The following is a 24,720-nucleotide window of genomic DNA, read 5'->3' as shown; positions in this document are numbered from 1 at the left end:
GACGGCCAGGGTTAGTCCGCGCGCCGCGTGCCCGTCCCCGCCTCGACCGAGCGGAGGTCGAAGACGGCCCCGTCAAGCGGGACGCCCTGGTAGGGGTCTTCGGCCAGCAACAGCGCGCCATCGAGGTCGACGTAGTCGACCAGCGGCGCGAGGTGGACGGCCGCCGCGATGGAGGCGTCGGACTCGACCATGCACCCGAGCATCGTCTCGAGGCCGTGAGCGTCGGCCGTGTGGAAGAGTCGCTTCGCGGCCCGGACGCCGCCGCACTTGACGAGTTTCGCGTTGACGATGTCGCAGGCGTCGGCCACCCGCGGGACGTCGCTCGGGGCGACACACGACTCGTCAGCCGCCACTGGAATCGACGTGGCCTCGGTCACCGCGGTCAGTCCCCTGAGGTCGTCGGCCGCGACGGGTTGTTCCAGCATGGTCACGCCGGCGTCCTCGAGCCAGTCGACGGCGGCGGCGGCCTCGTCGGGCGTCCAGGCCGCGTTGGCGTCGACCCGGAGCTCGGCGTCGGGGGCCGCGTCCCGCACGGCGTCGAGGCGGCCCCGGTCGTCGTCGGTCCCCAGTTTCACCTTCAGGAGCGAAAAGCCCGCCTCGGCGGCCGCCTCGGCCTTGCTCGCCATCTCCGCGGGGGTGTCGATGCCGACGGTGTAGGTGGTCGGCGGGACGGCGTCCGGGTCGAGGCCCCACTGCTGGTAGAGCGGAACCCCGAGCGTGCGGGCCGACAGGTCGGCCAGCGCGATGGAGACGGCGCTGCGGGCCGCCGGCTGGTCGGGCGCGTGCGCCCGCATCCGTCGCTCGACGTGCTGGCCGGCGTGGGGGTCGCCCACCGACTCGACGATCCCCAGCAGGTCGGGGAGCACCGCCGCGACGCTCTCGGCCGTCTCGTCGTAGTACGAGGAGGGCGTGACGGCCCCGACGCCGGTCGTCCCCTCGTGGGTCAGCTCGACGACGACGGACGCGCTGGTGCGGGTCGTCCCGCGGGCGATGCCGAAGGGCGCGGCGATGGGGAGGTCGAACCGCTCGACGGACCCGTTCATAGGATCGCGTCGAGGACGTCGTCGGGGACGCCAAAGCGGACGGGGTCGGTCGCCGGGACGTCGATGGCCTCCTCGTAGGTGGCGACGGCGTCTTCCGCCGCTCCCTCGTCGAACCCGCGGGTGTTCAGCATCCCGGCGACGACGGACGCCTCGGCGACGGGGTCGGCCAGGCGCTCGTAGAGTTCGGCGTACTCGTCCAGCGGCGGGATGCGGACCGACTCGTAGCCACGGATGGCCTGGTGGTCCTGCTCGTGACACAGGACGAGCGCGTCGGGAGCCGACCCGTGGAGGATGCTCGTCGTCACGCCGGAGTAGGCGGGGTGGGCGAGCGCCCCCTGGCCCTCGACGATGAGCAGGTCGGCGTCCGTGGGCGTCTGGACCAGGCGCTCGACGGCCCCGGCCGCGTAGTCGGCGATGACCCGGTCGACGACGATGCCCCACCCCTCGATGGCGACGCCGGTCTGTCCGGTCGGGACAACCTCGGCGTCGATGCCACGCTCGCGGGCGGCGTCCCTGAGTTCGTAGGAGGCGGTCATCTTCCCCGTCGAGCAGTCCGTGCCGACGGTGGTGACAACGCGGGCGTCGACGTCGCCGGCGGTCCCCTCGGCCACGGTGAGGTCCTCCGGCGGCTTGCGGATGTCGTGGAGGTCGGCGTCGTGCTCGTCGGCGAGTCGGACGAACTCGTCGTCCTCGGCCAGGAAGAAGTGCAGGCCCGAGAGGACGTCACAGCCGCGTTCGAGCGCCTCGCGGACGTCGGGCCGCCAGGACTCGTCGAAGCCGCCGCCGATGGGCGAGATCCCGATGAGGAGCGCGTCGACGTCGGGGGCGTCGGCCATCGAGGCGACGATGGGGGCGTCCTGGACGTCCGGGAGGTGGTCGTGGACCCGGTCGCCGGCCAGGTCGCGGTCGAGGACGGCCCGCACGTCGTGGTCGCCGTAGCGGAGCAGCCCCACGGCGGTCTTGGCGTGGTCGGGAAACTTCTCGTGGGCGAGGACTGCGAGTTCCATGTCCGAATCGACGCGCCCGCCGCGCCTAAAGTTATGGCACTCGGAGCCGGACCGTCCACAGCGACCGGACGGCGTCGTCGAGCGCGGGTTCGGGGTCCCCCGTCGCGTCGACGGCCCGGGTCGCCGTGGCGAGGGCCGCGAACTCGTGGATGACCGAGCGCTCGCCGACGACGTACAGCCGCTCCGGCGACACCGTCTCGATGGCCGCCCGACACCGGTCGAGGTGGGTGTCGATCTGCTGGTCACGGAGACGCTCGAAGCGCGACTGGGAGAACCCGCCCTTCGAGTGCTGGCTCTTGAGGTCGGAGTCGAACCCGTGGAAGGCGGTCCGCTCGCGCCCCTGGTACTCCCCGAGGGCAAAGAGGCCCGACCGTACCAGCGCGACGGCGTACTCGCCGGTCGGTTCGAACCAGGACCGTTCCAGTTGCACGCGGTCGGCCCACGAGGCGAAGGGATCCGGTGCGACGGGGACCGAGAGACACGCCGACAGCAGGCCGGCGTCGTCGGTGACCGCGAGGCAGGGGGCGGCACGCGCCACGAGTTCGGCCCGGTCGCCGAAGGCCTCGCGGACCGACTCGGGCAGGTCGCTCTCGGCGGCGACGTACGCGGTGAACACCCCTTCCGGGCCCGTCTCGAAGGACGCCAGGCGGTCCAGCACCGCGGTCAGGCGCTCACCGCGCAGTTGTTCCTCACTCCGGAACGACCGGTCGCCTTCGTCGTCGTTCAGGCGCGCGACGCGGTCCTCGAGTTCCGCGACGCGGTCCTCCAGGCGATTGACCTCGCGCGCTGCCTCCTGGCGCTCCGTCGTGGCGTCGGCCCGCCGTTCCTGCTCGGCCTCGAGTTGCCGTTCGAGGTGGTGCTTCTCCGCTTCGAGGGTCTCGACGCGCTCTTTCAGCGCCGCTCGGCCGAGCAACCGGTCCAGCATCGACTGGAAGGCGTGGGGGGACGGGCTTAAATCCTGCCGACCGCGCTACTCGGCCCGCTCGGGGTGCGTCGGCGTCCCCTCGGCGACCGAGAGCAGATGGGCGGCGTGGTCGGCCTTCGCGAGGAAGACCTCGCGGAGACTCGGCGGGTTCCGGACGCCGATCTCCTCTAAGACGTCCCGGGGAATCGCCAGCGTGTCGGCGGGGACTTCCTGGGCCCCGTGGACCGCGAAGTGTCGGGCGCCGAGCTTCATCACCAGCGGGAGATCTGTGCGCTCTACGCCCTCGCCGGTGGCGTACAGCTGCTGGTTGACTCGCTCGTGTTGTTCGCGACACATCGTGGCCGCCCGGTCGTCGGTCGGTTCGACGTAGAGCCGACCGAGGTAGTAGCCGCGGGAGAACTGTTCGAACATCGGGTCGTGTGAACATACAGCACGACAGCATATAGTAATTGGCCCATACACTTATATCGTCGCACAATGACACCGCCGCTGTGTGGTGGTTCCGACGGCGACTCCGACAGGGCTTTCCCCCGAGGCCACCCGTACGGTGACATGGAGCCCGAACGAGGGCCGCTCCCGCGTCGGTACGCCCGGTACTACCTGGAGAACACGCCGAGCCTGGTGTGGCTCATCGTCGTCAACGTCGTCGCGATGCTGGTCGGGGTCCGCTTCTACGTCGAGACGATGCCCGACGTCTTCACGTTCCTCTGGCCGCTGTACGCCGACTCGCCCGCCGCGCTGTTCCTGATGACGCTGTCGCTGGTGACGCTGGTCCCCTTCCTGGGCGAGTCGCTCGACGACGTCCCCGTCTCGGTCCCGCTCGCGTACCTCCATACCATCGCGTTCGTCTGGCTGGTCAAGATGGGCCTGTGGACGTTCGTCGCGCTCAACCTCGGGTTCGACGCCTACTTCCCGGCTCCCTGGGCGTACTTCGGCATCATCGTCACCCACCTCGGGTTCGTCGCCGAGGGACTGCTGGTCCCCCACTACGCCCGGACGACCCGCGGCGCGCTGGCGACCGCGCTGGTCGTTGCCCTGGCCAACGACGTGGCCGACTACGGGTTCGGGTACTTCCCGCCGCTCCGGTACGACCCCGGCCTCGCGCTCGTCGCCGCCTCCGTCGGGCTCTCCGTCGGCGCCGTCGCCATCGCGTGGCATCTGCTGCCGAAACTCGGCGAGACGGCTCGATAAACGCTATTGGACGGTCTGTGTGGGTGGGGGCGGTCGGTGAACGGAGTGAACGGAGCTGTCGATTTTTAGGGTCTCTGGGTCTACTGGGGATACGATGAACCAACTGCAGGCCGTTCTCCTCGCGCTGATCGCGGTTCTCGCTGTCGTCGTGGCCCCGGCCGCATCGGCCCAGACGGCCACCGAGTCGGCGACGTCGTCGCCGACGGCGACCCCGGCGGCGAACGACAGCGAGGCCGACGAGCCGGCCCTCGGGACGCAGTTGACCGCCTTCCTCCAGTCCAGTTCGGCCGCGGCCAACGACTCCGTGGAAAACGGGATGTGGAAGGCGAACTTCGAACGAGCCGACGCCACGCAGCGTGAACGGCTCGTCACGGAGCGGGCGGGGGTTCTGGAACGCCGTATCGAGCGCTTAGAGACCAGGAACGAGACGCTTCAGCGACGCTACGAGAACGGGGACCTGACCCGTCCGGCGTACGTCGCCCAGCAGAGCCGCCTGTCGGCCCGCATCGACGCGCTGAAAGGCGCCGTCGCGGACACCGATAGCGCGGCCGCCGACGTCGGGGTCGACGACGGCAGACTCGACCAGCTCAAGCGGAGCGCCAGCGAACTGCGCGGCCCCCAGATCGCCGACGTCGCTCGCGGTCTCGCCGGCGGGCCGAAACTTGAGGTCCCCGGAAAGGGGACCCCCGGTCCGGACGCCGACGGCCCCGGCGCGCCGGGCGAGGTGGACGTGAGCGGCAACGGAACCGGGGCGAACGTGACGCAGGCCGCCGAGAACGCCACGGCGGACGGCGACAGTGCGCCGAACAATGGCGAGGACGCTTCGAAGGACGGCGAGAATACCAGCCGGGGCGGTGAGAACGCCCCGCGGGGCCCGAAGGAACCCGGCCCGCCGGAGAACCCCGGCCAGGGCGGGCAGCCGGACGCAACGGAAACCGAGACCGAAATCGACAGTGCGACCGAGACTGGCCCCGACGGTGGCGGTATGGTCGGCAGGGCCATCGAGGTGCTGGTCGCCGCCGGCCTCGTTTGAGACGAGCGCGAGAGTCACGCTTTTTACCCGCGGCCCCTAACCTCAGGTGAATGGACTCTGCTGCGTTACTCGACCTCCTGGGAAACGCCAACCGCCGCCGAATTCTGCGGCTCCTGGCACACAAACCCTGTTACGTGACGGAGATAAGCGAGTACCTCAGCGTCAGTCCGAAGGCGGTCATCGACCACCTGAAGAAACTCGAGGACGCCGGCCTCGTCGAGTCCCGAACCGACGAGCAGCGCCGCAAGTACTTCTCTATCGCCCGGAACCTGCGGCTCGAGGTCCGGGTCTCGCCCTACGAGTTCGGGACCAAGAGTGCCTACCCGGCCAGCCCGAGTTTCGACATGTCCACGTGCCGCCATCTCACTATCGACGTCAGCGGCGATGACGCCGGCGACCTGAAAGCCCTCACCCGGGAACTGCAGCGACTAGAACAGCTGGAAAACGAGCTGTCGCTGGCCCAGCGGTGGGTCCAGGGCCGCGTCACTGATGTCCGCGACCGGATCGACGAGCGCGTCGAGAACGGGGACGGGCGCCTGTTCGCCGAGATCGTCAGCGCGCTCTCGAACGGACACCGGTCGGTCGAGGCCATCGCCCGCGACATCGAGGCGCCGCCCGAGATGGTCGAGGAGGCGCTCGGGCGACTCGAGCGCCAGGACATCGTCGAGTCCGACCGCGACGGCTGGGCGTTACGATAGGTCCCGCGTGAGGCCGTCCCGGAGGTCGCGACCGAAGTAGTGACCGATTACGGCCAGCAGGAGGCCGATACCGGCGGCGATGGCGAACAGCCTGGTCCCGTCGAACCCCTCGAAGACGAGGGCCCGCGGGAGGAACTGGAGGAAGATGGCCAGGCCAGCGACGGTCCCACCGGCCAGCGCCATCTCGACGTACCGCCCTCGTCTCGAGAGCAGCCCGTAGACGAACCCGCCCAGCGCGATGCCCAGGACGCCGGTGAACGGGATCAGCGGGATCACGCCCCCGACGCCCATCCCGAGCGCGACGGCGACGAACGACCCGACGAGCGCCCGGAGCGAGAAGAACCGGCCGAGGCCGCGCTCGCCGTTCGCCGTCGACTCGCGGGCCGCCGCCCCGTCCGTCGTCCGACCCAGGCTGCCGACGTCGAATCCCAGAGTGTCGTCACCGGCAGTCGAATCACCCGACGGCTCGCGGTCGCGGGTCCGTTCCTCCGTTCGCTCGGACATACCTCCCTCTGGGGGTGGGACGCCTATGGTCCTTTCGGGCGTGTGTCAGAACCTGGCCCGTCCCGAAACGAGTGGGTTCAAGTCGCGCGGGCAGGAAGGGGCGCGCATGAACGCAGGCGACCGGGTCCGCGTCGACCGCGCGGGCCAGACCTACGAGGGCGTCTTGCTCCCCTCCAGTACGCCCGACCACCTCGTCGTCAAGCTCGACGGCGGGTACAACGTCGGCATCGACCGCGCGGACGCCGACGTCGACGTGCTGGAGTCGGACGTCTACGACGTCGAGAGCGCCCAGGACGAGCAGGCCCAGTCCGAGATCGAGTTCGACGACGACCTCCCGACGGTGTCGCTCATCTCGACCGGCGGGACCATCGCCTCGACCGTCGACTACCGCACCGGCGCGGTCACCGCCCAGTTCGACGCCGAGGACGTCCTGCGGGCGGTGCCGGACCTCGCGGGGATGGCCAACTACCGTGGCCGCGTCGTCGCCAACATCCTCTCTGAAAACATGACGCCGGCCGTCTGGCAAGACCTCGCACAGGCCATCTACGAGGAGATCGAGGCCGGCGCGGACGGCGTCGTCGTCATGCACGGCACCGACACGATGCAGTTCTCGGCCGCGGCGATTGCCTTCATGCTTGACACGCCGGTGCCCATCGTCTTCACCGGCAGTCAGCGCTCGGCGGACCGCCCCTCCTCGGACAACGTGATGAACGCCGTCTCGGCCGTCGAGGCCGCGAAGAGCGACTGCGCGGAGGTGCTGGTCTGTATGCACGAAGACGAGTCCGACGACCGCTGTGCGCTCCACCGTGGGACCCGCGTCCGCAAGAACCACACCTCCCGCCGGGACGCCTTCGAGACGGTCGGCGCGAGACCGCTCGGTTGGGTCGACTACGACGTCGACGGCGACAACACGGTCACCTTCCGTCGCGAGTACACCGAGCGCGGCACGACCGACCTCGCGCTGGCCGAGGACCTAGAGACCGACGTCGAACTCGTGAAGTTCACGCCCGGGATGGACACCACGCTGCTCGAGACGGCCGCCGAGCACAGCGAGGGCATCGTCATCGAGGGGACGGGCCTGGGTCACGTCAACACCGAGTGGATCTCGGTCATCGAGGACCTCGACGTCCCCGTCGTCATGACCAGCCAGTGTCTCGAGGGGCGGGTCTGTGACCGCGTCTACGACACCGGGCGTGACCTGCTTGACGCCGGCGTCATCGAGGGCGGGGACATGCTCCCCGGGACGGCGAAGGTCAAGCTGATGTGGGCGCTCGAAAACAGCAGCGACGTCGCAGACACGATGCAGGAACCGCTCGCCGGCGAGATCCAGGACCGATCGACGCCCTGGCTCTGATCGGGTCTCTCTCGAATATGGCCTCGAAAAATTCGCTCGGTTCGGTCGGCTCTTACTTGTTTCGAGCGTTGCCGGGCGTCGTCAGCACGACGTCGTCGTAGTAGTACGTCGCGTCCTTACCGAAGTTGATGCTGTTGAAGATGAACTCGAGGAACTGCGTGCTCGGCGCGAATACGTTGTATCCGCGCTCGTCGACGACGAGTTTGTTGTTGATGCGCCACTTGAGTGCAGCGCCGTCTCTGAACCGCTGGAGCTGGGCTTCGACGTCGACCCAGCCACCTTCCTCGGGGTCGATGCCGAGTTTCTTCGGGAGGCCGAGATCGATCCACTTGTCGGTGACGAAGTTGCCGTCCTCGTCGGACTCGTAGACGTACGCGCGGAACTGTGCGTCACCCGTGTCGCTCGCGCCGCTGTCCTGATACGCGAGGATCGGATAGGCACTGATGGCCCCGTCTGCGTTCCCGAGGACGGGCCAGACACCGGACTCGTGTGCTTCGCCGTCGGTCTCCCACGCCGGGTCGATGTAGAAGCGGTACGAGAGACGGGAGCCTCTGCCAGCGTACCAGTACGAGCCGTCTGCATCCTGGTACTTTTTGCCCTGATAGCGGTAGAACCCGCTCGTCTCGGCCGTTTCGTCGATGTCGATACAGAGCCGTCCCGAATCCGTCGTCCATGCCTCTGGAGCCCGGCGGTCGACGACCCACCCCGCGCTCGAACTCGTGTTGTCAGCGGCATCGTCGCCGTCGCTGAAGTCGAGGTCGAACACGGCGTTGGGCTGCTTTGCCTGTGCGCCCGTCGCAGACAGGGGAAGCATTGCTGCGCCGGCCGCGAGGCCACTCATCTGTAGAAACGTTCGTCGGTTTGGCAATTCATCCATCAGGTGGTTAGACAATTGACAAGTATATAAAATTATGTTATCTATAGAATATGATTGGGCAGTGTTAACTTCTGTACCAATATGGTTCGAATGTCGTATTCAGGGGAAGCGTGCATAGACTCTCCCTAGTGCGGTCTCGATTCCACCGGTGTGACACTTACGAACCCGCCGTAGGTTTTTGACCGATGACGACCCACTTCCCGGTATGTCCATCCGGGTTCGACAGGCACGCCACGACGACTACGACGACGTGGCCGCCTTCTGTGCCGACGTCTGGCCGGACCGCGAGATGGTCGACTACATCCCGGAGGTGTTCGACCGGTGGATCGACAGCGACGGCGCGGACCAGCGGACCGTCGTCGCCGAGGCGGCCGACGGGTCGGTGGTGGGCGTCTGTCAGGGCCTCCTGCTCTCTCCCACCGAGGCGTGGCTCCAGGGGATGCGGGTGGACCCCCACCACCGGGGCGGAGGCCACGGCCTCGCGATGGTCGAGGACCTCTTCGCGTGGGCCCGCGAAAACGGGGCGACGGTCGCCCGGAACATGGTGTTCTCGTGGAACGGCGCCGGCCTGGGACAGTCGGTCGCCGCGGGATTCGAGCCAACCTGCGAGTTCCGGTGGGCTCACCCCGAACCGCGCGACGCCAATCCGTCGCTGCCCGTCGCGTCGGACCCGGCGGCGGCCTGGACGTACTGGACACACAGCGACGCCCGGACGGCGCTGTCGGGGCTGGCGCTGGACCCGGGCCGGAGCTGGGCGCTCTCGGAGCTGCCGCGGGCGACGCTCGACCGGCTGGCCGACGAGCAAGCCGTCTTCGCCGTCAAAGCGTCGGGGACGCGGGGCATGGCCTGTCGGGTCCGGACCACTGAGGACCCCGCGGACGACGGGTCGCTGGCCGAGTACGCCGTCGGCGCGTGGGCGGACGCAGACGCCGCGGCGGCGCTGTTCGACGCGGTTCGCAGCGACGCCGCGGCGCTGGGGGTCGACCGGACGCGGGTGCTGATTCCAGAGACGCCGCGACACGTGGCCGAGGCGGCCGCTGCCCGCGCCGGCATCAGCGAGTGGCCGGACTTCGTCCTGACGGCGGACCTGACGGGACTCTAGCCGCCGCTGACCGGCGGGAACAGGGCAAGTTCCGTCTCGGGGTCGACGGCCGTCTCCATGCCGTCGCCGCGGGCGAACGGGTCCTCGCCGTCGACGAGCACCTGGATGTGCGGCGCCAGGTCGCCACCCTCGTCGAGGACCTCCTCACGCAACCTCGGGTGGGCCGCGAGGAGCGCGTCCAGCGCTGCCTCGACGGTGGCGCCACCCTCGACGTCGACGGTGACCGACTCGCCGCCGGCGACGTCGCGCAGGTGGGCGAACAGTTTCCACTCCATAGTCGGGTAGGGGTGCGCGCGCGTAAAGAGCGTTCCGTCGACTCAACGGGTAGTGGTTAGTTACGAGATTGCGGTCGTGACCAGCCGGGGCTTTCTGGCTCTCAAAAACGATTGCTGCTAAAGTAACCACCGCCACTCAGCGGTCCTCGATGTCGGTTGCATCGTCGACTGCGTCCTCGTCCTCGCCGTCGGTTTGCTCGTCGGGCACGCCGGTCTCGGACGTCTCGTCGGCAGCGTCTGCCTCGCCCGGCGGCGTCGGTGTCGGCAGCGTCGCTCTCCCCCTCCGACGGCAGGCGGTCCTCCGGGTCCCAGACCTCGACGTCTGCCGAGGAGGTGAGGAAGTCGTCGATGTCGACGTCCTCGTCTCCCGCCTCGGCCGTCAGCGAACCGAAGCCGCCGTCCTCGGGCGGGTCAGTGTCGTCGTCTCCGTCGGCTTCGACCACGCCACCCTCCCCCGTCGGGGGGTCGGTACTGTCTTCGCCGCCGGCGTGTCCGTCGGCCGGTCCCGTCGTCGCGTCGTCGCTCGCGTCGGGGCCACCGTCGGCTGGTTCCCGGTCGTCGTCCGTGTCGGCCGATTCGGAACCGTCGCTGTCGGCTGGTTCGGGAGCGTCGGCGTCATCCACATCCTCGACCTCGAGTTCGGTGGCCGGCGCGTCCTCGGCGTCGGTGTCCGTCGGCACTGTCTCGCTCCCCGTCTCGCCGGTGTCGTCTGCTCCGTCGGCGTCGGCCACCGCAGCGGTCGCCGCATCGGCGGCCGCACTCGCGTCCGCCGTCGCGCCGTCCGTCGGAGTGTCGTCGTCGGCCGGTTCGTCTCCGCCCGTTCGCTCCCCTCCGGCGTCCGCCCCGTCCGGGAGGTCGCCGTCACCTTCAGCATCGGTGGCCGGTGACACCTCGGGGGGCGCGTCCACGTCGGCGTCCGTCGCCGTGCCCTCGGCGTCCGTCTCGATGCTTCGCAGCGCCGCCGGTTTCGCGATGAGATAGAGGACGTCGCCGGGCGCGAGCGACTCGCCCGAGGCGGGAATCGTCCGCGGTGCGCTCTCCTCGCGGGTGATGGCGACCACCGTCGCGTCGACGGTGCCGACCGTCGCACCGTCGAGGGCGCTCCCGGGCCCGACGGTGACGGTGCCCATCGTCTCGTCGGCGGCCCGCAGGAGCGAGGCGAACTCGCGGTCGGGGCGCTCCTCGACGGGCAGGGTCACGAGGCGGTAGCGTTCGGTCTGGTCGACCTTCGGCGTCTCGGCGGCGTCGATGGCGACGGTGACCGTCTCGCCGGCGACGCCGCGCAGCTCGCCCGTCAGGAGTCGCCGCGGCGGGTCGGTCCCCCAGACCTGGACCAGGTCGCCGGCGCTGGCGGCGTTGGCCGGGTCGGCTCGGATGGCGACGGCGTTGGTCGAGGGGGGCAGCGTCGGGCCGATGCCGGCCGCCCGCGACCCGATGGCGAGGTAGGTCACCGCCCCGCTCTCGTCGAGTTCGACGTCGACGTGGCCGACGCCGTAGTCGGCCTTCAGCCGCGAGACCAGCCGGGTCCGGAGCTCGTCTCTGGTCAGCCGGCGGGGGAAGAGGAACCGCCGGTTCTCGAGGGTCTCCTTGGTCGCCTCGGGCATCGGGTCGTAGCCGACGATGTCGTCTATCGTCTCGGGGAGCTTGACCGAGGTGACACGCCCGACCGTCTGGACGATCTCGCTTACGTCGGCCTCGACGTCACGCCCGCCCGTCGTCACGAAGAGGTCCGTCCCCAGGCGGTCGCCGATCTTCAGCCCGGTGTACGAGGCGACGCCGCCGACGGCGAACGCGGCGAGGTTCGGCAGGACCGCCCGCAACTGGAGCACGTCCTCGTCGCCGACGATTACCTCCCCGAGGGCCGTCGTCGTCCCGAGGTACAGCGCGACGACGGTCAGGCCAAAGAGCACGGCCAGCCCGTTCGGGACGTGTTCGCGGACGTACCAGCGATAGAGGAGCGCGACGAGCCCCGAGACGGTGGCGACGGCGATGCCGAGCCCCAGCAGTTCGGCCCCCTCCTGGAGCACCATCGCGGTGGCGTCGCCGCTCTGGAGGAGCACGGTCCCAGTCACGCGACCGCCTCCGCGAACGCGTCGAGTGCGTCCCTGTCGCCGACCGCGTACAGTTCGTCGCCGGCCTCGACGGCGGTGTCGCCGCCCGGGCCGACCCGCCACCCACCCGGTTTTCGGACGGCCATGACGCCGACGCCGTAGGTCCCGCGGACGCCGGCCTCGCCGAGGGTGGTCCCGTCGAGGGCTCCGTTGGGGCGGACGCTGAGTTTGCGAAACCGGTTCCCGGCCCGCCGCAGGAGCGAGACGAGTTCGTACTCCCGGCGGACGCCCCGGGGCTCGACGACCACCTTCGGTTCGGCGGCCCGCAACAGCGGCTGGACGTCCGTCCGGGTGACGGCGACGGTGAGTCGACCATCGCCGCCGGTCGTCGTCGGCGCCCGGACCGGCGCGGGCGGTTGCTCGGGGCCCTCGACGTCCGGTTCGTCGGGCGTCTCGGGTTCCGCCGGCGGCTCGACGGCCGCGTCGGGCTCGCCACACCGCGCGCTGACGACGGTGCCCCGGACCTGCGCGTCCGTCGTCAGAATCGTCACCTCGTCGTTTCGCGCCAGGCCGGTCGGCAACAGCGCGTCGACGGAGACGGCGTGGCGACCGGTCCCGACGCGCTTCGAGAGTCCAGAGAACGGTGGAGCGGCGACCACGGTTGCCCGCCCCCGCTCGTCGACGGAGACGGAGACATCGCCCAGGTCGAACTCGGTCTTGAGCCGGTCTTCCAGCCGGGCCTCGAGTTCGCCGATTCTGAGGTCGGCCGGGAAGGTCCACTCGCTTCCCCGAATCTCCGCCCGGAGCGGCTCGGCGAGTGGTGGGTACCCCTCCATGTCGGCCACTTCCCCGACGACCTGGATGCGGACCTCGTCGCGCCCGCCCATCATCTCGATGACGTCGGTCGAGATGCGCCGGTCGCGCAACTTCTCGAGCGAGAGGCGCTTGGGGAACTCCGCACCCATCTTGTCGCCCTTGCTGTGGGCGTACATCGACACCATTCCGACGAGCAGTATCGCCGTGACGATGCGCTCCGCGTTGGGCAACTGCGTTATCGACTGGTCCGCGAGCGCCAGGAGCCCCCCGCTGACGCCCGCCAGGGCGATGGCGAGCAGGGCCACCGGGAATCCGGGGAGCGTTACCCCGGTGAAGTACTTGAATCCGAACCCGAGCGCCCACGAGACGAGCGCCGGGATGACGCCCACGAGCAACCCCAGATAGATCCCCATGAGAATTTCGAGCGGAAGGGAAGCCATGTCCCCACCGTGAGCGGCGAGTGCCAAATGGGTTCCGGCAGTTCGGGGCCGTTTGCCGGTCGAATGATAGCATATATAGCCCGTCGAGTCGGAATCGAGCAGGTATGGACTGGTCGCGCGACTGGCTCGGGGCACGGGCGACGATACTCCTGCCGACGCTGGTGGCCGTCCTCTCCTTTGCGACGGGGGTCATCAACATCAGCGACGTCACCGTCTCGGGACCGCTCGCGGTGTACATCCCGGAGACCATCCAGCGGACGGCCGGCTTCACCGGCGCGCTCACCGGGTTCTCGCTGCTGTTGAGCGTGGTCGGCCTGCGCCGGCGACTCCGAACCGCCTGGTACGCCACCGTCGTCTTGCTCCCGGTGTCGGCGCTGCAGGGACTCGTCCAGACGTCGGCGTTCTCGTTCCCGCTGGTCGTCCTGTCGCTGGTCTCGCTCCCGACCATGCTGCTGAACCGCCACCGGTTCACGCGCGACATAGACCTGACGACGGCCCAGCTGGCCGCCGGGGCCGCCCTGATCGCGGCGCAGGTGTACGGCACCGTCGGCACCTACGCGCTGCGCGACGAGTTCGGCAGCGTCTCGACGGTGACCGACGCCTTCTACTACTCCATCGTCACCGCCAGCACCGTCGGCTACGGCGACCTGACCCCACAGACCCAGCAGGCGAAGCTGTTCGCCATGTCGGTGGTCGTCCTCGGGACGGCCAGTTTCGCCATCGCGCTGGGGTCGCTGCTGGGCCCGGCCATCGAACAACGCCTCTCGGAGGCACTCGGCAAAATGACAGACGCACAACTCGACCTGCTCGAGGACCACGTGCTGGTCCTCGGGTACGGCGACATGACAGAACCGGTTATCGAAGAGTTTGCGGACGCCGTCGACTACATCGTCATCACGGAGGACACGGACGTCGCCTCGCGCCTCAAGCAGCGGGATATCCCGGTGCTGACCGCCGACCCCAGCGACGAGGATCCGCTGATACGGGCCGGCATCGCCGACGCGCGTGCGGTGGTGGTCGCGACCAGCGACGACGCCCAGGACGCCCTGGCGATACTGACCGCGAACAACCTCAACCCAGACGTGAACATCGTCGCGGCCGCCGCCGAGCGCGAGAACATCGAGAAGCTCCGGCGGGCGGGGGCCGATACGGTCATCAGTCCGATGGTCATCGGCGGCCACCTGCTGGTCCAGTCGGCGCTGGGTCGGGAGGGCATGGAGAGCCTGGCCGATCACATCACCGAGGTCGACGACGAGGAGGCGGCCGCGGAGATCACCGGCGAGGGCGAGTAAGTCGCCTACGCGTGGCCGCTGTCGACGATGGCCACGTCCGTCTCGACGTCCTCGAGGCGCTCGAAGGTCGGCGGCGAGACGAACCGCGAGGCTGCGCTGCGGTCCTGACTGGCGCCGATGACGACCAGGTCGTACGCTCTCCCGGTCGACGAGAGGAAGTCGGTGATGGTCGCGCGACTGACCCGCGTCTCGATGTCGCCGTCGAAGGGGTCGACGAGGCTCGCCAGCATCTCCTCGGCCCGTCGCCTGTCGTCCCGGTCGCCGATGCACGTGCCGACGGCCACTCGCCCACTCTTGCCCGCCAGCCGCGTCGCGAAGTCCACCATCCGGTTGGCGACGTCGCTGGCCCGCCGGACGGGGACGAGGACGTCCTTCCAGCGGGTCCGCTCGCTCCGCGAGCGGTGCACGACGACGTCTAGCTCGGCCCGGAACAGGCGACGGAGGAAGGGAGAGAGGGCGCCGTGCTCGCTCTCGTAGGGCGCGACGACCAGGTCGCAGTTCGCCTCCTCGGCCGTCTGGATCGCCGTCGCGGCGGGCGTGCCCGTGTCGACGGCGACGGCCACCTGACAGGGGACCCCCACCTGTGTCTCGATCCGCGCGGCGTGGGTCTCGAGCCAGTCGACCTGGGCCTTGAGGTTGTCCGCGCCCGTGAGACTGCCCGGCGTGTCGCCGCCGGTCGGGTCCAGGGCGTGGCCGCCGTCGTGTTGGGGCGTCTCGTCGGCGGTCTCGAGCAGCGAGCGTTCGGCCTCGGCGGCCGCCGTATTCGAGACGAGGTCCAGCAGGACCACCTTGCCCGCCTCGTGGGCGGCGGCGAGTCGCGCCCCGAGCATCGCCGTCCGGCCGGCGTGATCCCCGCGCATCGGGACGAGAACCCGGTCGTCGCCTTGGGTCGACTCGTAGATGTAGGTGGCGCGGCGGTCGTAGAACTGGTCGCGCCAGACGACGAAGACGCCGGCCACGAGCGAGCTCGCGAGAAAGATGCTGCCCAGGAACGCGAGGCGCTGGTCGGGGCCGACGAGCAGCGTCAGCAACGCCGTCGCGTGGGCCGACGGTTCCTCGATGTCCAGCGGCCACGTAATCGCGCCAGTGGCGAAGACGGCGAAGGCAGCGGCGGTCGCGTTGACCTGGAAGGTGCCGGTTGCGGTCGTCAGCACGGCGCCCGACAGCCACAGCGCCGCCAACCCGCAGGCGGCCCCGATGGTCAACCCGGCGACGAACTGCCCCGGGTTCGAGTACTTGCCGTGCGGGTCGACGAACAGCGTGAAGGTGCCGGCCGCGAGCGGCGGGAAGAGCAGAAAGCTCAGCGACGGGACGGCGTTGGCCACGGCGGTGACAACCCAGATGAGCAACGGGACGAACACCAGTACCGAGAGATGGACGAGGTGGTCGGTCCGCTCGAGCCACCGCCGCAGATCCCGGAGCTCGCGCCGTTCGAATCGCCGGACCCGCGCTGCGACGAGGCGGACCCGCTCGGCGATTCGGTCGAGCATATCCCGTCGAAGGGGCGAGCGTCGGTTAAACGCACCGGCGGCGGGCGGTCACAGCGACGCTGCGGCGCTCAGGCCGAGCTCGATGGCCCGCTCGACGTTGTCCTTCGCCTTCTCGGGCAGCTCGTCGGCCTCGGTCTCGCCCTTCTGGGTCCCCTCGACGAGGTTCCCGTCGACGGTGCAGATGGCGCCCGCGCGGAGCCCCTTCCGGCGGGCCAGCGAGAAGAGCGCGGCGGCCTCCATCTCCACCGCGAGGAGCCCGGCGGCCTCCCAGTCCGCGACGTATTCGTCGGTCTCGGCGTAGAACGCGTCGTCGGTGGCGACGGGGCCGACGTGGACGTCCTCGCCGTTGGCCTCGGCGGCGTCGACGAGCGCCGAGAGCACCGCGTAGTCCGGCACCGCCGGCACGGTCTCGGACTCGTATCGTTTCGTCGTCCCCTCGTCTTTGGCAGCGCCGGTGGCGACGACCATGTCGCCGATCTCGATGCCTTCCTGCAGCGCGCCGGTCGTGCCGACGCGGATGAGCGTCTCGACGCCGACGGCCGCGAGTTCCTCGACGGCGATAGCCGCCGAGGGCGACCCGATGCCGGTCGAGCAGATGGTCAGGTCGCGCCCCTCGTAGGTGGCGTTGACGAGCTTGTACTCGCGGTTCTGGGTGACCGTCTCGCTGTCCTCGCAGTGGGCGGCGATGCGGTCGACGCGCCCGGGGTCGCCGGGGACGAGCGCGACGTCGTTCAGGTCGCCCGGTTCGACGAGCAGGTGGGGCTGTTTGGCCATGTGGCGGAGTTCGGCCGGCCCCCTCAAAGTCGGCGGGGATTCGCGGCTACAGCCCCAGCAGATCGACCGTCACCGGGACGAGCAGCGCAACCGTCACGCCGTAGATGAACGACGACAGCGCCCACTGCTGGACGATCCGTTCCCGGTCGGCGTCCAGTCGGCCGCCGGCACGGGGCATCGCCACTCGCTCGAAGAAGTAAAAGACGAACAGCACGAGGCCGGTGGCGCCGACCAGGTGCGGAATCGCCGGGACGCCGTTCAGCGAGGCGACCGTCGGGAGGACGAGCGAGAGGACCAGCACGACGGCGCCGTACAGCAGGGTCGCCACCGTCCCGGTGACGTGGTGGACGGCGACGGCGAACACCTGACTGACCTCCGTCGGGTCGGAGCCGGTCAGGCCGGCGGCGGCGACGTAGGCGGGGAGGTACCCCTCGGGCTGGACGACCATCGGGACGTTCATCAGCACCGCCGCGACGAACCCCGAGAGCAGACAGACCACGACCCACTGGCCCAGCGAGAGGGTGAGCATACCTACCGCGTCGGCAGGGGGGGCAAAGAGCGTTTTGAACCCGCCTTATTGGGGGAGAAAGAGGAACAGCACCACGTTGTTACTCGCCGGGCCGAGGCCGACGGCGGCGACGAAGGAGATCAGCAGGCTCGCCTCGGCCGGTTCGTCCTCGAGATACTGGTGCATCAGGACGACCACGGCCACGGCGACGAGCAGTTTGACGAGGATGAAGAGCCACCCCGACCCGAAGACGGGGGCCGTCGGGAGCGCCCCGGCGAACTCCATGATCTCCCTCGGGAGCGGCGAGCGCTCGCCGATGCCGAGGATGTCCGTCCCAACGGCCGTCGAGACCCCGTCGAGCGCGTGTGCGAACACGACCACCGGAGCGGCGTAGCGCGTGCGGACGAAGACCGGCGTCCGCCAGAACGCGACGACGGCCACCGTCACCAGCGAGACGATGGCGGCGACGACGACGGAGGCCGTCGGCCAGACGACGCTCAGGCGGTCCGACTGCACCGCCATCGCGATGGCGATGACCAGCAGCACCGTCAGGACGCCCGTCCCGACTAGGCCCAGGTTACGGCTGATGTTCCTCGCCGACCCGCGCTGGACGCCCACCAGCGAGAGGACGACCCAGGTCAGCCCGACGGTGATGAACGTCGTCATGTACACCGCCGGCGTGCCAAACAGCGGCTGGACGGCGGCGTCGTAGGCCGCGATGGGGCGCTGGTTGAACGCGTGGAGCACCCCGCCGATGGCCATCCACGGCGCGAGGGCGACGACCGTGCGCTGATCGATAGGCGGTTCCAGCGCCCACAGGAGCGACCCGACCAGCACCGTCCCGCCGACGAGCACGAGGAGATACAGCAACGGCGGGAGTCCGAACCCCGTAGGCAGTATCATCGTTCTCCACGCGGACCCGGAGGGGGGAAAACTTTCCGGAGACGGCGTGCTCGTCGGGACGTTTACGTGCTGGCCCGGTGTCTAGCCCCCATGGACGTCCCCGAGCGCATCGAGCACACCGTCCTCGGACCGACGACGACGCCCGACGACGTGCGGGCCTGCCTGGACGCGGCGGTTCGCCACGGCATGCGAGCGTGCGTCCCCCCGTGTTACGTTCCGCTCGCCGACGAGTACGCGAACGTCCCGCTCGTGACGGTGCTCGACTTCCCACACGGCCAGGGTGCGACGGCCCCGGTCTGCCGGGCCGCCCAGCAGGCCTGGGACGACGGGGCCGACGAGCTCGACGTGGTGTGTAACGTCGGCCTGCTGAAAGCCGGTGCGGACGACGCCGTCCGCGACCACGTCGCCGAGGTGGTCGCGGCCGTCCCCGTCCCGGTGAAGGTCATCGTCGAGGCGCCGCTGTTGACCGACGCGGAACTCCATCGCGTGGGCGCGCTCGTCGCCGAGGCGAACGCCGACTTCTGCAAGACGGCCACCGGGTTCAGCGAGGGCGGCGCCACCGTCCACGACGTCGAGATACTGAGCCAGTACCGCCCGGTGAAAGCCAGCGGCGGCGTCGGGTCGTGGGCCCAGGCCGAGGCGCTGTTCGAGGCCGGGGCCGAACGCATCGGTGCCTCGAGCGGCGACGTCATCGTCGAGGAGTGGCGCGACCAGCGCGGCAGCGAGGGAACCGACGGGGCGTGACCGGACGGGGCCAACCGTCGCCCTTTTTGCTCCCGGCACGAACTGTCGGGTGACCGCAGATGGCTCGCTACCACATCGAGACGTACGGGTGTACCTCCAACCGGGGGGAGACCCAGCAGATCGAGCAGGCGCTCCGCGAGGGGGGGCACCACCCCGCCGAGGGCCCCGAATCGGCGGACGTGGCCATCCTCAACACCTGCACGGTCCTCGAGAAGACGGAGCGCAACATGCTCGAGCGAGCCAGGGAACTCGACGCGGAGACGCCCGCCGACCTCGTGATAACGGGGTGTATGGCCCTCGCCCAGGGCGAGCAGTTCCACGCGGCCGGCGTCGACGCCGAGGTGCTCCACTGGGACGACGTGCCCCAGCACGTGCTCAACGGCGAGTGTCCGACCGTGACGCCCGACACCGAGACGGTGCTGAACGGGGTGGTCGGCATCCTCCCCATCGCCCGCGGCTGCATGAGCGACTGCTCCTACTGCATCACCAAGCAGGCGACCGGCCGCATCGACTCACCCAGCGTCGAGGAGAACGTCGAGAAGGCCCGCGCGCTGGTCCACGCCGGCGCGAAGGAACTGCGCATCACCGGCCAGGACACCGGCGTCTACGGCTGGGACACCAATCAGGGGACGAGCCTCCTGCCCGAACTATTGGACCGAATCTGCACCGAGATCGACGGCGAGTTCCGGGTTCGCGTCGGGATGGCGAACCCGAAGGGACTGCACGGCGTTCGCGAGGAGCTCGCGGCCGTCTTCGCCGAACACGACGAGCTGTACAACTTCATCCACGCGCCCGTGCAGTCCGGGAGCGACGACGTACTCGCGGACATGCGCCGCCAGCACGACGTCTGCGAGTACCTGGAGGTCGTCGAGGCGTTCGACGACGCGCTGGACTACTGGACGCTCTCGACGGATTTCATCGTCGGCTTCCCGACCGAGGACCCCGACGACCACGACCAGTCGATGGACCTGCTCCGGGCGACCAGCCCCGAGAAGATCAACGTCACGCGCTTCTCGAAGCGGCCCGGCACCGACGCCGCCGAGATGAAGGGGCTGGGCGGCCAGACGAAGAAGGACCGCTCGAAGGCGATGACCGAATTGAAGATGGACCTGACCGGGCAGGCCTACGAGGAGATGGTCGGCCGGACGTCGTCGGTCCTGCTGGTCGAGGACGGCACCGAGGCGTCGCTCGTGGGCTACGACGAGGCCTACCGCCAGGTCGTCGTCGCCGACGCCGAGGACCGCGGTCTGGCGGTCGGCGACGTCGTCGACGTGGAGATTACGAGCCACAACACCGTCTACGCCTTCGGCGAACCGCTCTCCCGGGCGCGACTCGCCGACTGAGCCGCTACCAGTCCGCGAGCCGTTCGACCTCGTCGTCGTCCTTCCACTCACCGAGCTCCTTGGGGTCGACGTGGACGAAGACGTCGTCGACCTCCGGCAAGTCCCTGACCGACTGGATGACGGCCGTCTCGATGTCGTGGGCCTCGTTCAGCGTCCGCTCGCCCTCGACCTCGATGTGGAGGCTCACGTCGATCTCCGGGCCGACGTAGTGGGCGATGACGTCGTGGGCCCCTTCGACGTCGGGGTGGGCCAGCGCCCGGTTCAGAATCTCCCGGCGGAGTTCCTCGGGTGGTGCACCGCCGACGAGATACGTCACGTTGTCCCGGACCACGTCGACGCCGGTATAGAGGATGCCGACGGCGACGACGATGGCTGCCAGCGGGTCGGCGACGGGGAAGCCGAGTAAGGCCCCGGCCACGCCGACGAGCGCCGCCCCCGCGGTGAGGATATCGTTGCGGTTGTCCTTGGCCGTCGCGACCAGCGCCGGGGAGTTGCGCTCCCGGCCGGCCGCGAGACAGTAGCGGTAGAGGCCGTACTTCGCGGCCGCCGAGAGGAGGAGGACGCCCACCGCGGCGGGCCCGCTCGTCACGCTGACGTTCCCCGTCAGGAGGGCACTGCCGGCCTGCCAGAGGACGACGCCGCCGGCGACGAAGATGCCCGCCGCGACGAACAGCGAGACGAACGGCTCGATGCGCTCGTGGCCGTGGGGGTGTTCGAAGTCCGGCGGCTGGGTCGTCAGGTAGAGGCCGGCGACGATGACCAGCGAGTAGGCCGTGTCGGCCGCGCTGTTGACCGCCTCGGACTGGACGGCGAGGCTCCCGGAGGCCAGCCAGACGACGCCTTTCAGGACGACGAGCGTCAGGTTGACCGCGAGCACCAGGAGGCCGACCCGCCGGAGGGTGCTACGGCGCGACATCTATCCGGAGGTAACAGGGGGGAGTCAAAGACCCTTCGGGGGCGTCTCGACCCGGACAGCGGTATCGGGGCCGGGCAGGATGGTCCCGTCCTGCTCGGCGAACGCCTCGTGGAGGCGGTCGTAGGTGTCCGCGACCGCTTCGACGACGACCTTGGTGTCGGCGACGACCGGCATGAAGTTGGTGTCGCCCTCCCAGCGCGGGACGACGTGGGTGTGGAGGTGGTCGCCGATGGAGCCGCCGGCGGCGGGACCGCCGAGGTTCAGGCCGGCGTTGAAGCCGTCTGGCTCCATCGCCGACTCCAGAGCGGCGAGGGTCCGCTGTTTCAGGTGTGCGTGGTCCAGCAGGGTCTCGTCGTCGAGGTCGCCGTACGAGCCGGTGTGGGTGTGGGGGATGACCATCGCGTGGCCCGGGTTGTACGGGTAGTTGTTCAGCAAGACGTAGGCGTGATCGCTCCGGGCGACGACGTTGTGCTCCCGGTCCGCGTCGTCGTCGCGGAACGAACAGAACACGCAATCGACGTCGGGGTTCTTCTCGTCGCGTTCGACCCACTCGATTCGCCACGGTGCGAACACCTGGTCCATGTGGCGACAGTCCGGCCCGGTATCCTAAACGGCTTCGCCGTGTTCGATAGGGGTATATAAATGCGTCGGCCGTTCACGCCGGCGAACAGTTCGTTCACGGTCGAACTAGCCCCCCTACCGTCCACCGAAATCCCGTCCAAATCCCCCTCAAACCGGCCTTGAGCGCCGTAAAACGAACTGAACGGTGGCGAACCGAATGGGGTATTTATGCACATCTCGCCCCGAGACGGGAGTAGCATGGCAACAACGAAGCAAGGCGTCGACCACGAGGAAGGCTGTACGGCTTGCGGATCCGAGACACCGCACGCGGTCAGCGTCGAGATACTGACCGAGAGTCCCGACACCGAGTCGGAGAACGCCGCCTTCTCCCGGGAACCCTACCGGGTGAGCACGTGCCTGGTCTGTGGTACGACCGAGACCACGCGGATGAACAACGCCTGAGGGGGGCCTATCGCGACCGGGTCGTCACTTCCACACCGTCCTCGGTGACGATGACGGTGTGTTCCTTCTGACTGACGTACTTCCCGTCTTCCTCCTTGAGCACGGGGTAGCCGTGGACGATGTCGGCCTGCTTGAGCCGTCGCAGGGCCATGCTGGCCCGCGGCGAGTCGAGCCACCGGGCGGCGAACGGCAGCGTCTTGTACTCCTCGACGACCTGTTCGAGGACCTGTCGGGCCTGTCGATTCCGGACAGACCCCTCCCGTTCGAGGGCGAAGATCTCCTCGTCGGCGCCCTCCTGGACCTTCCCGCGGCCGTCGGTGGCGAACGGTTCGATGGCGACGACCATCCCCGGTTCCAGCGTCGCGCCCTGGGAGACCTCGCGGTTCGGGATGTTCGGCGACGTGTGCTGTTCCCAGTGGCCGAGGCCGTGGCCGGTGAGGTTGACGACGGGGTTGTACCCGTAGCCGTCGATGACCTCCTCGACGGCCGCCCCGATCTCCCCGACGTCGACGCCAGGGCCCGCCACCTCGAGCGCGGCGTCCAGCGCCTCCGCCGACGCCGCGGTCAGTTCGTCGTGGCCCGAGAGGTCGACCGTCACCGCCGTGTCGGCCAGCCAGCCGTCGACGTGGACGCCGATGTCCAGGTTGACCATCTCCTCGCCGAACGTGCTGTCGTCGTCGCGAGACGGCGTCGCGTGGGCGGCCTCCTCGTCGATGGAGATGTTGACCGGGAACGCGGGTTCGCCGCCGAGTTCGCGGATCTTGTCCTCGGCCCACTCGGCCACTTCGAGGTGGGAGACGCCCACCTCGACTCGCTCTGCGGCTTCGTCGCGGACCTGTGCCAGAATCTCGCCGGCCTCGCGGCACTTCTCGTACTGCTCGGAGTCGAAATCCACATCGCTCATGGCTCCGGGTTAGCGGGTCCGACTGAAAGCGTTTGTCGTTACGCCGGCCGCCGCGTCCGCGTCAGGGCTCCGTAGGCGGCGAGGACGGTCACCGTCAGTACCGCGGCGGCGCCGGCAAACAGGCCGACCAGTTCGCGGGGCGAGAGGGCGCTCCCGGGGCGGCCGGTCACCAGCGCGTAGCGCGTCGCCAGCGGGTCGACGTACAGCACGAGCACGCTGCACCCGAACAGGACGACACAGCCCGCGGCGGTCCCGGCCTGGAGCCAGCGGGTCCCGCGGCGTGCCGCGTCACGGGCGACGACGACGGCGGCCAGGGCGGCGAAGCCACAGGCGAGTGCGAGGAGGGCGAGACTCACTGGCGACTATTCGGCGGCGAGGCGAATAACTCTTGAGTCCGATTCCTGACGCCGATATGCGAAGGGAGACTCTCTGAAACCGCCGTGTTCGATCCGATTTCAACGGTTGATACGTCCCGTCTGACGGAGGCCGGTCCGTTCAACGGCGAGTTGAACGGTCTGAAGGATGCCCTTGACCGGGGACGGACGGCGCCGGGACCCGAATCCCGCCTACCGTTCGGCTCGCGCGGTCTGCAGCGCCTCGGTGTTGTACTCGACGCCGACGTGGCCGGCCGCGTCCATCACGACGACGCCGGCCTTGCCGCCGGTCTCGGCGTCGAAGGCCGCGAGGGTCTCGTCGGCGGCCTGTCGCGGTCCGAAGGTCGCCAGCGCCTCGACGACGCGCCGGGCGAGACCGAACCGCGCGATGGCCTCGCCGTCGCCGGTCACGCTCGCCCCGCCGCGCTCGTCGGCGTAGAAGCCCGCGCCCAGTTGCGGGACGTCGCCGACCCGACCGGCCAGCGCGAACCACCGGCCGGCCGTCGAGGTGCTCACCGCGAGCCGGTCGCCGTCGGTCGCCACCGCGCCCACGGTGTCGGTCCCCTGGAAGTGCTCGCGCACCCACGCCAGGTGGTCGCGCCGGTCGCGGCCCGGCGGGTCGGCCGCCGTCCAGCGCTCGCGCGTCTCGTCGGTCAGGAGCGTCTCTCCGGTCTCGATACCGCTCGCTCGGGCGAGTTCGACCGCCGGGTCGCCCGCGAGCAGGAGGTGGGGCGTCTCGCGGGCGACGACGCGCGCCACGTCGGTTGCGTGTGCCACGCCGGGCATCGCGCAGGCGCCCCCGGCGACGCCGTCGGCGGTCATCACGCCCGCGTCGGTCCGGACCGTCCCGTCGCTCTGGACGGCGCCGCCGACGCCCGCGTTGAACGTCGGGTCCCGTTCGAGCGGCCGGACGGCCGCACAGACCGCCTCGAGCGGGTCGGCGGCGGTGCTCGCGTCTGCCGCGGCCGCCCCGAGCGTCTCCTGTCGGGCGGCGGGGTCCTCGGGCGCGCTGCCGGCCCCGCCGTGGACGACGACGTGCATACCCACAGCTCGAGCGCCGGGGAGAAAACGTCTCGCCAGAGTGACTCCCTGGTATCCCCAGTATTGTGGTGGGCCACCGATCCCGTCGCAGT

General features: G+C 69.7%; 27 protein-coding genes. 9 read left to right on the top strand and 18 right to left on the bottom strand.

Going from position 1 to position 24,720, the window contains the following annotated elements; genetic code table 11:
• Positions 1–11 precede the first annotated feature (11 nt).
• The 4 genes from P1N55_RS07580 to P1N55_RS07565 are packed head-to-tail and all read right to left on the bottom strand — an operon-like array spanning position 12 to position 3,386.
• A complete protein-coding gene (locus P1N55_RS07580; protein ID WP_276278322.1) occupies positions 12–1,043 on the bottom strand; it encodes a dipeptide epimerase in 1,032 nt (343 codons plus the stop codon).
• A complete protein-coding gene (locus P1N55_RS07575) occupies positions 1,040–2,050 on the bottom strand; it encodes a DUF1611 domain-containing protein (RefSeq protein ID WP_276278321.1) in 1,011 nt (336 codons plus the stop codon). The genes P1N55_RS07580 and P1N55_RS07575 overlap by 4 nt, the downstream gene beginning before the upstream one ends.
• Positions 2,051–2,081: 31 nt before the next feature.
• Complete coding sequence (locus P1N55_RS07570) at positions 2,082–2,975, bottom strand: Vms1/Ankzf1 family peptidyl-tRNA hydrolase (RefSeq protein ID WP_276278320.1); 894 nt, start codon at positions 2,973–2,975, stop codon at positions 2,082–2,084.
• A 45-nt stretch (positions 2,976–3,020) separates the two neighbouring features.
• Complete coding sequence (locus P1N55_RS07565; RefSeq protein WP_276278319.1) at positions 3,021–3,386, bottom strand: DUF5802 family protein; 366 nt, start codon at positions 3,384–3,386, stop codon at positions 3,021–3,023.
• Between the two features lie 141 nt (positions 3,387–3,527).
• Between P1N55_RS07565 and P1N55_RS07560 the strand changes: the two genes are divergently transcribed.
• From P1N55_RS07560 to P1N55_RS07550, 3 genes are all read left to right on the top strand, one after another.
• Complete coding sequence (locus P1N55_RS07560) at positions 3,528–4,166, top strand: DUF1405 domain-containing protein (protein WP_276278318.1); 639 nt, start codon at positions 3,528–3,530, stop codon at positions 4,164–4,166.
• Positions 4,167–4,260: 94 nt separating this feature from the next.
• The gene (locus P1N55_RS07555) at positions 4,261–5,199 is read left to right on the top strand and encodes a hypothetical protein (protein ID WP_276278317.1); all 939 of its coding nucleotides are present in this window, start codon (positions 4,261–4,263) and stop codon (positions 5,197–5,199) included.
• A 50-nt stretch (positions 5,200–5,249) separates the two neighbouring features.
• Positions 5,250–5,897, top strand: a complete 648-nt coding sequence (locus tag P1N55_RS07550) for a metalloregulator ArsR/SmtB family transcription factor (protein ID WP_276278316.1) — start codon at positions 5,250–5,252, stop codon at positions 5,895–5,897.
• Here P1N55_RS07550 and P1N55_RS07545 read toward each other — a convergent pair.
• Positions 5,889–6,401, bottom strand: a complete 513-nt coding sequence (locus P1N55_RS07545; RefSeq protein ID WP_276278315.1) for a YybS family protein — start codon at positions 6,399–6,401, stop codon at positions 5,889–5,891. The two genes, P1N55_RS07550 and P1N55_RS07545, sit on opposite strands and share 9 nt — an antisense overlap.
• 106 nt (positions 6,402–6,507) lie before the next feature.
• Here P1N55_RS07545 and gatD point away from each other — a divergent pair, with 106 nt between their 5' ends.
• Complete coding sequence (gene gatD / locus P1N55_RS07540) at positions 6,508–7,755, top strand: Glu-tRNA(Gln) amidotransferase subunit GatD (protein WP_276278314.1); 1,248 nt, start codon at positions 6,508–6,510, stop codon at positions 7,753–7,755.
• Between the two features lie 52 nt (positions 7,756–7,807).
• On the opposite strand, the gene P1N55_RS07535 is transcribed toward gatD, so the two are convergent.
• Positions 7,808–8,596 carry a hypothetical protein gene (locus P1N55_RS07535; protein WP_276278313.1) on the bottom strand — a complete coding sequence of 263 codons (789 nt, stop codon included), beginning with the start codon at positions 8,594–8,596 and terminating at the stop codon, positions 7,808–7,810.
• Positions 8,597–8,837: 241 nt separating this feature from the next.
• Here P1N55_RS07535 and P1N55_RS07530 point away from each other — a divergent pair, with 241 nt between their 5' ends.
• Positions 8,838–9,734, top strand: coding sequence for a GNAT family N-acetyltransferase (locus P1N55_RS07530; RefSeq protein WP_276278312.1), 897 nt, complete (start codon positions 8,838–8,840; stop codon positions 9,732–9,734).
• On the opposite strand, the gene P1N55_RS07525 is transcribed toward P1N55_RS07530, so the two are convergent.
• From P1N55_RS07525 to P1N55_RS07515, 3 genes are all read right to left on the bottom strand, one after another.
• Positions 9,731–10,009, bottom strand: a complete 279-nt coding sequence (locus P1N55_RS07525; RefSeq protein ID WP_276278311.1) for a ubiquitin-like small modifier protein 1 — start codon at positions 10,007–10,009, stop codon at positions 9,731–9,733. The two genes, P1N55_RS07530 and P1N55_RS07525, sit on opposite strands and share 4 nt — an antisense overlap.
• 101 nt (positions 10,010–10,110) lie before the next feature.
• Positions 10,111–12,081 carry a potassium transporter TrkA gene (locus P1N55_RS07520; RefSeq protein ID WP_276278310.1) on the bottom strand — a complete coding sequence of 657 codons (1,971 nt, stop codon included), beginning with the start codon at positions 12,079–12,081 and terminating at the stop codon, positions 10,111–10,113.
• Positions 12,078–13,316 carry a potassium channel family protein gene (locus tag P1N55_RS07515; protein ID WP_276278309.1) on the bottom strand — a complete coding sequence of 413 codons (1,239 nt, stop codon included), beginning with the start codon at positions 13,314–13,316 and terminating at the stop codon, positions 12,078–12,080. Before P1N55_RS07515 ends, P1N55_RS07520 begins: the two co-directional genes overlap by 4 nt.
• Before the next feature lie 104 nt (positions 13,317–13,420).
• Between P1N55_RS07515 and P1N55_RS07510 the strand changes: the two genes are divergently transcribed.
• Complete coding sequence (locus P1N55_RS07510) at positions 13,421–14,608, top strand: NAD-binding protein (protein WP_276278308.1); 1,188 nt, start codon at positions 13,421–13,423, stop codon at positions 14,606–14,608.
• Positions 14,609–14,613: 5 nt separating this feature from the next.
• Here the strand turns inward: P1N55_RS07510 and P1N55_RS07505 are convergent, their stop codons facing one another.
• Genes P1N55_RS07505 through P1N55_RS07490 form a run of 4 tightly spaced genes read right to left on the bottom strand, consistent with a single transcriptional unit; the run spans position 14,614 to position 18,283 of the window.
• Complete coding sequence (locus P1N55_RS07505) at positions 14,614–16,098, bottom strand: HPP family protein (RefSeq protein WP_276278307.1); 1,485 nt, start codon at positions 16,096–16,098, stop codon at positions 14,614–14,616.
• 48 nt (positions 16,099–16,146) lie between these two features.
• Positions 16,147–16,872 carry a nucleoside phosphorylase gene (locus P1N55_RS07500; protein ID WP_276278306.1) on the bottom strand — a complete coding sequence of 242 codons (726 nt, stop codon included), beginning with the start codon at positions 16,870–16,872 and terminating at the stop codon, positions 16,147–16,149.
• 46 nt (positions 16,873–16,918) lie between these two features.
• Positions 16,919–17,401 (bottom strand): hypothetical protein, encoded by a 483-nt coding sequence (locus tag P1N55_RS07495; RefSeq protein WP_276278305.1) that lies wholly within the window; start codon positions 17,399–17,401, stop codon positions 16,919–16,921.
• A 45-nt stretch (positions 17,402–17,446) separates the two neighbouring features.
• Positions 17,447–18,283 (bottom strand): DUF63 family protein, encoded by an 837-nt coding sequence (locus P1N55_RS07490; RefSeq protein WP_276278304.1) that lies wholly within the window; start codon positions 18,281–18,283, stop codon positions 17,447–17,449.
• A gap of 90 nt (positions 18,284–18,373) precedes the next feature.
• Between P1N55_RS07490 and deoC the strand changes: the two genes are divergently transcribed.
• Positions 18,374–19,027 (top strand): deoxyribose-phosphate aldolase, encoded by a 654-nt coding sequence (gene deoC, locus P1N55_RS07485; RefSeq protein WP_276278303.1) that lies wholly within the window; start codon positions 18,374–18,376, stop codon positions 19,025–19,027.
• Positions 19,028–19,086: 59 nt separating this feature from the next.
• On the top strand, positions 19,087–20,370 hold the full coding sequence (locus P1N55_RS07480; protein ID WP_276278302.1) for a tRNA (N(6)-L-threonylcarbamoyladenosine(37)-C(2))-methylthiotransferase: 1,284 nt from the start codon (positions 19,087–19,089) through the stop codon (positions 20,368–20,370).
• A 4-nt stretch (positions 20,371–20,374) separates the two neighbouring features.
• On the opposite strand, the gene P1N55_RS07475 is transcribed toward P1N55_RS07480, so the two are convergent.
• Together P1N55_RS07475 and P1N55_RS07470 are read right to left on the bottom strand one after the other, a co-directional pair.
• Positions 20,375–21,286, bottom strand: a complete 912-nt coding sequence (locus tag P1N55_RS07475) for a cation diffusion facilitator family transporter (protein ID WP_276278301.1) — start codon at positions 21,284–21,286, stop codon at positions 20,375–20,377.
• Positions 21,287–21,310: 24 nt separating this feature from the next.
• Positions 21,311–21,868 (bottom strand): HIT family protein, encoded by a 558-nt coding sequence (locus tag P1N55_RS07470; RefSeq protein ID WP_276278300.1) that lies wholly within the window; start codon positions 21,866–21,868, stop codon positions 21,311–21,313.
• Between the two features lie 237 nt (positions 21,869–22,105).
• On the opposite strand from P1N55_RS07470, the gene P1N55_RS07465 reads away from it, so the two are divergent.
• Positions 22,106–22,309 carry a DUF7835 family putative zinc beta-ribbon protein gene (locus P1N55_RS07465; RefSeq protein ID WP_276278299.1) on the top strand — a complete coding sequence of 68 codons (204 nt, stop codon included), beginning with the start codon at positions 22,106–22,108 and terminating at the stop codon, positions 22,307–22,309.
• A 7-nt stretch (positions 22,310–22,316) separates the two neighbouring features.
• Here the strand turns inward: P1N55_RS07465 and map are convergent, their stop codons facing one another.
• The 3 genes from map to P1N55_RS07450 all read right to left on the bottom strand — a co-directional run bounded on the left by map (position 22,317) and on the right by P1N55_RS07450 (position 24,628).
• On the bottom strand, positions 22,317–23,213 hold the full coding sequence (gene map, locus P1N55_RS07460) for a type II methionyl aminopeptidase (protein ID WP_276278298.1): 897 nt from the start codon (positions 23,211–23,213) through the stop codon (positions 22,317–22,319).
• 38 nt (positions 23,214–23,251) lie between these two features.
• A complete protein-coding gene (locus tag P1N55_RS07455; protein WP_276278297.1) occupies positions 23,252–23,569 on the bottom strand; it encodes a hypothetical protein in 318 nt (105 codons plus the stop codon).
• A 210-nt stretch (positions 23,570–23,779) separates the two neighbouring features.
• Positions 23,780–24,628, bottom strand: a complete 849-nt coding sequence (locus P1N55_RS07450) for an isoaspartyl peptidase/L-asparaginase (RefSeq protein WP_276278296.1) — start codon at positions 24,626–24,628, stop codon at positions 23,780–23,782.
• Positions 24,629–24,720 lie beyond the last annotated feature (92 nt).

This window comes from Haloarcula regularis (assembly GCF_029338315.1).
Lineage (GTDB): Archaea > Halobacteriota > Halobacteria > Halobacteriales > Haloarculaceae > Haloarcula > Haloarcula regularis.
Note: the sequence above shows the minus strand (reverse complement) of the source record. Positions and strands in the feature narration are given on the sequence as shown.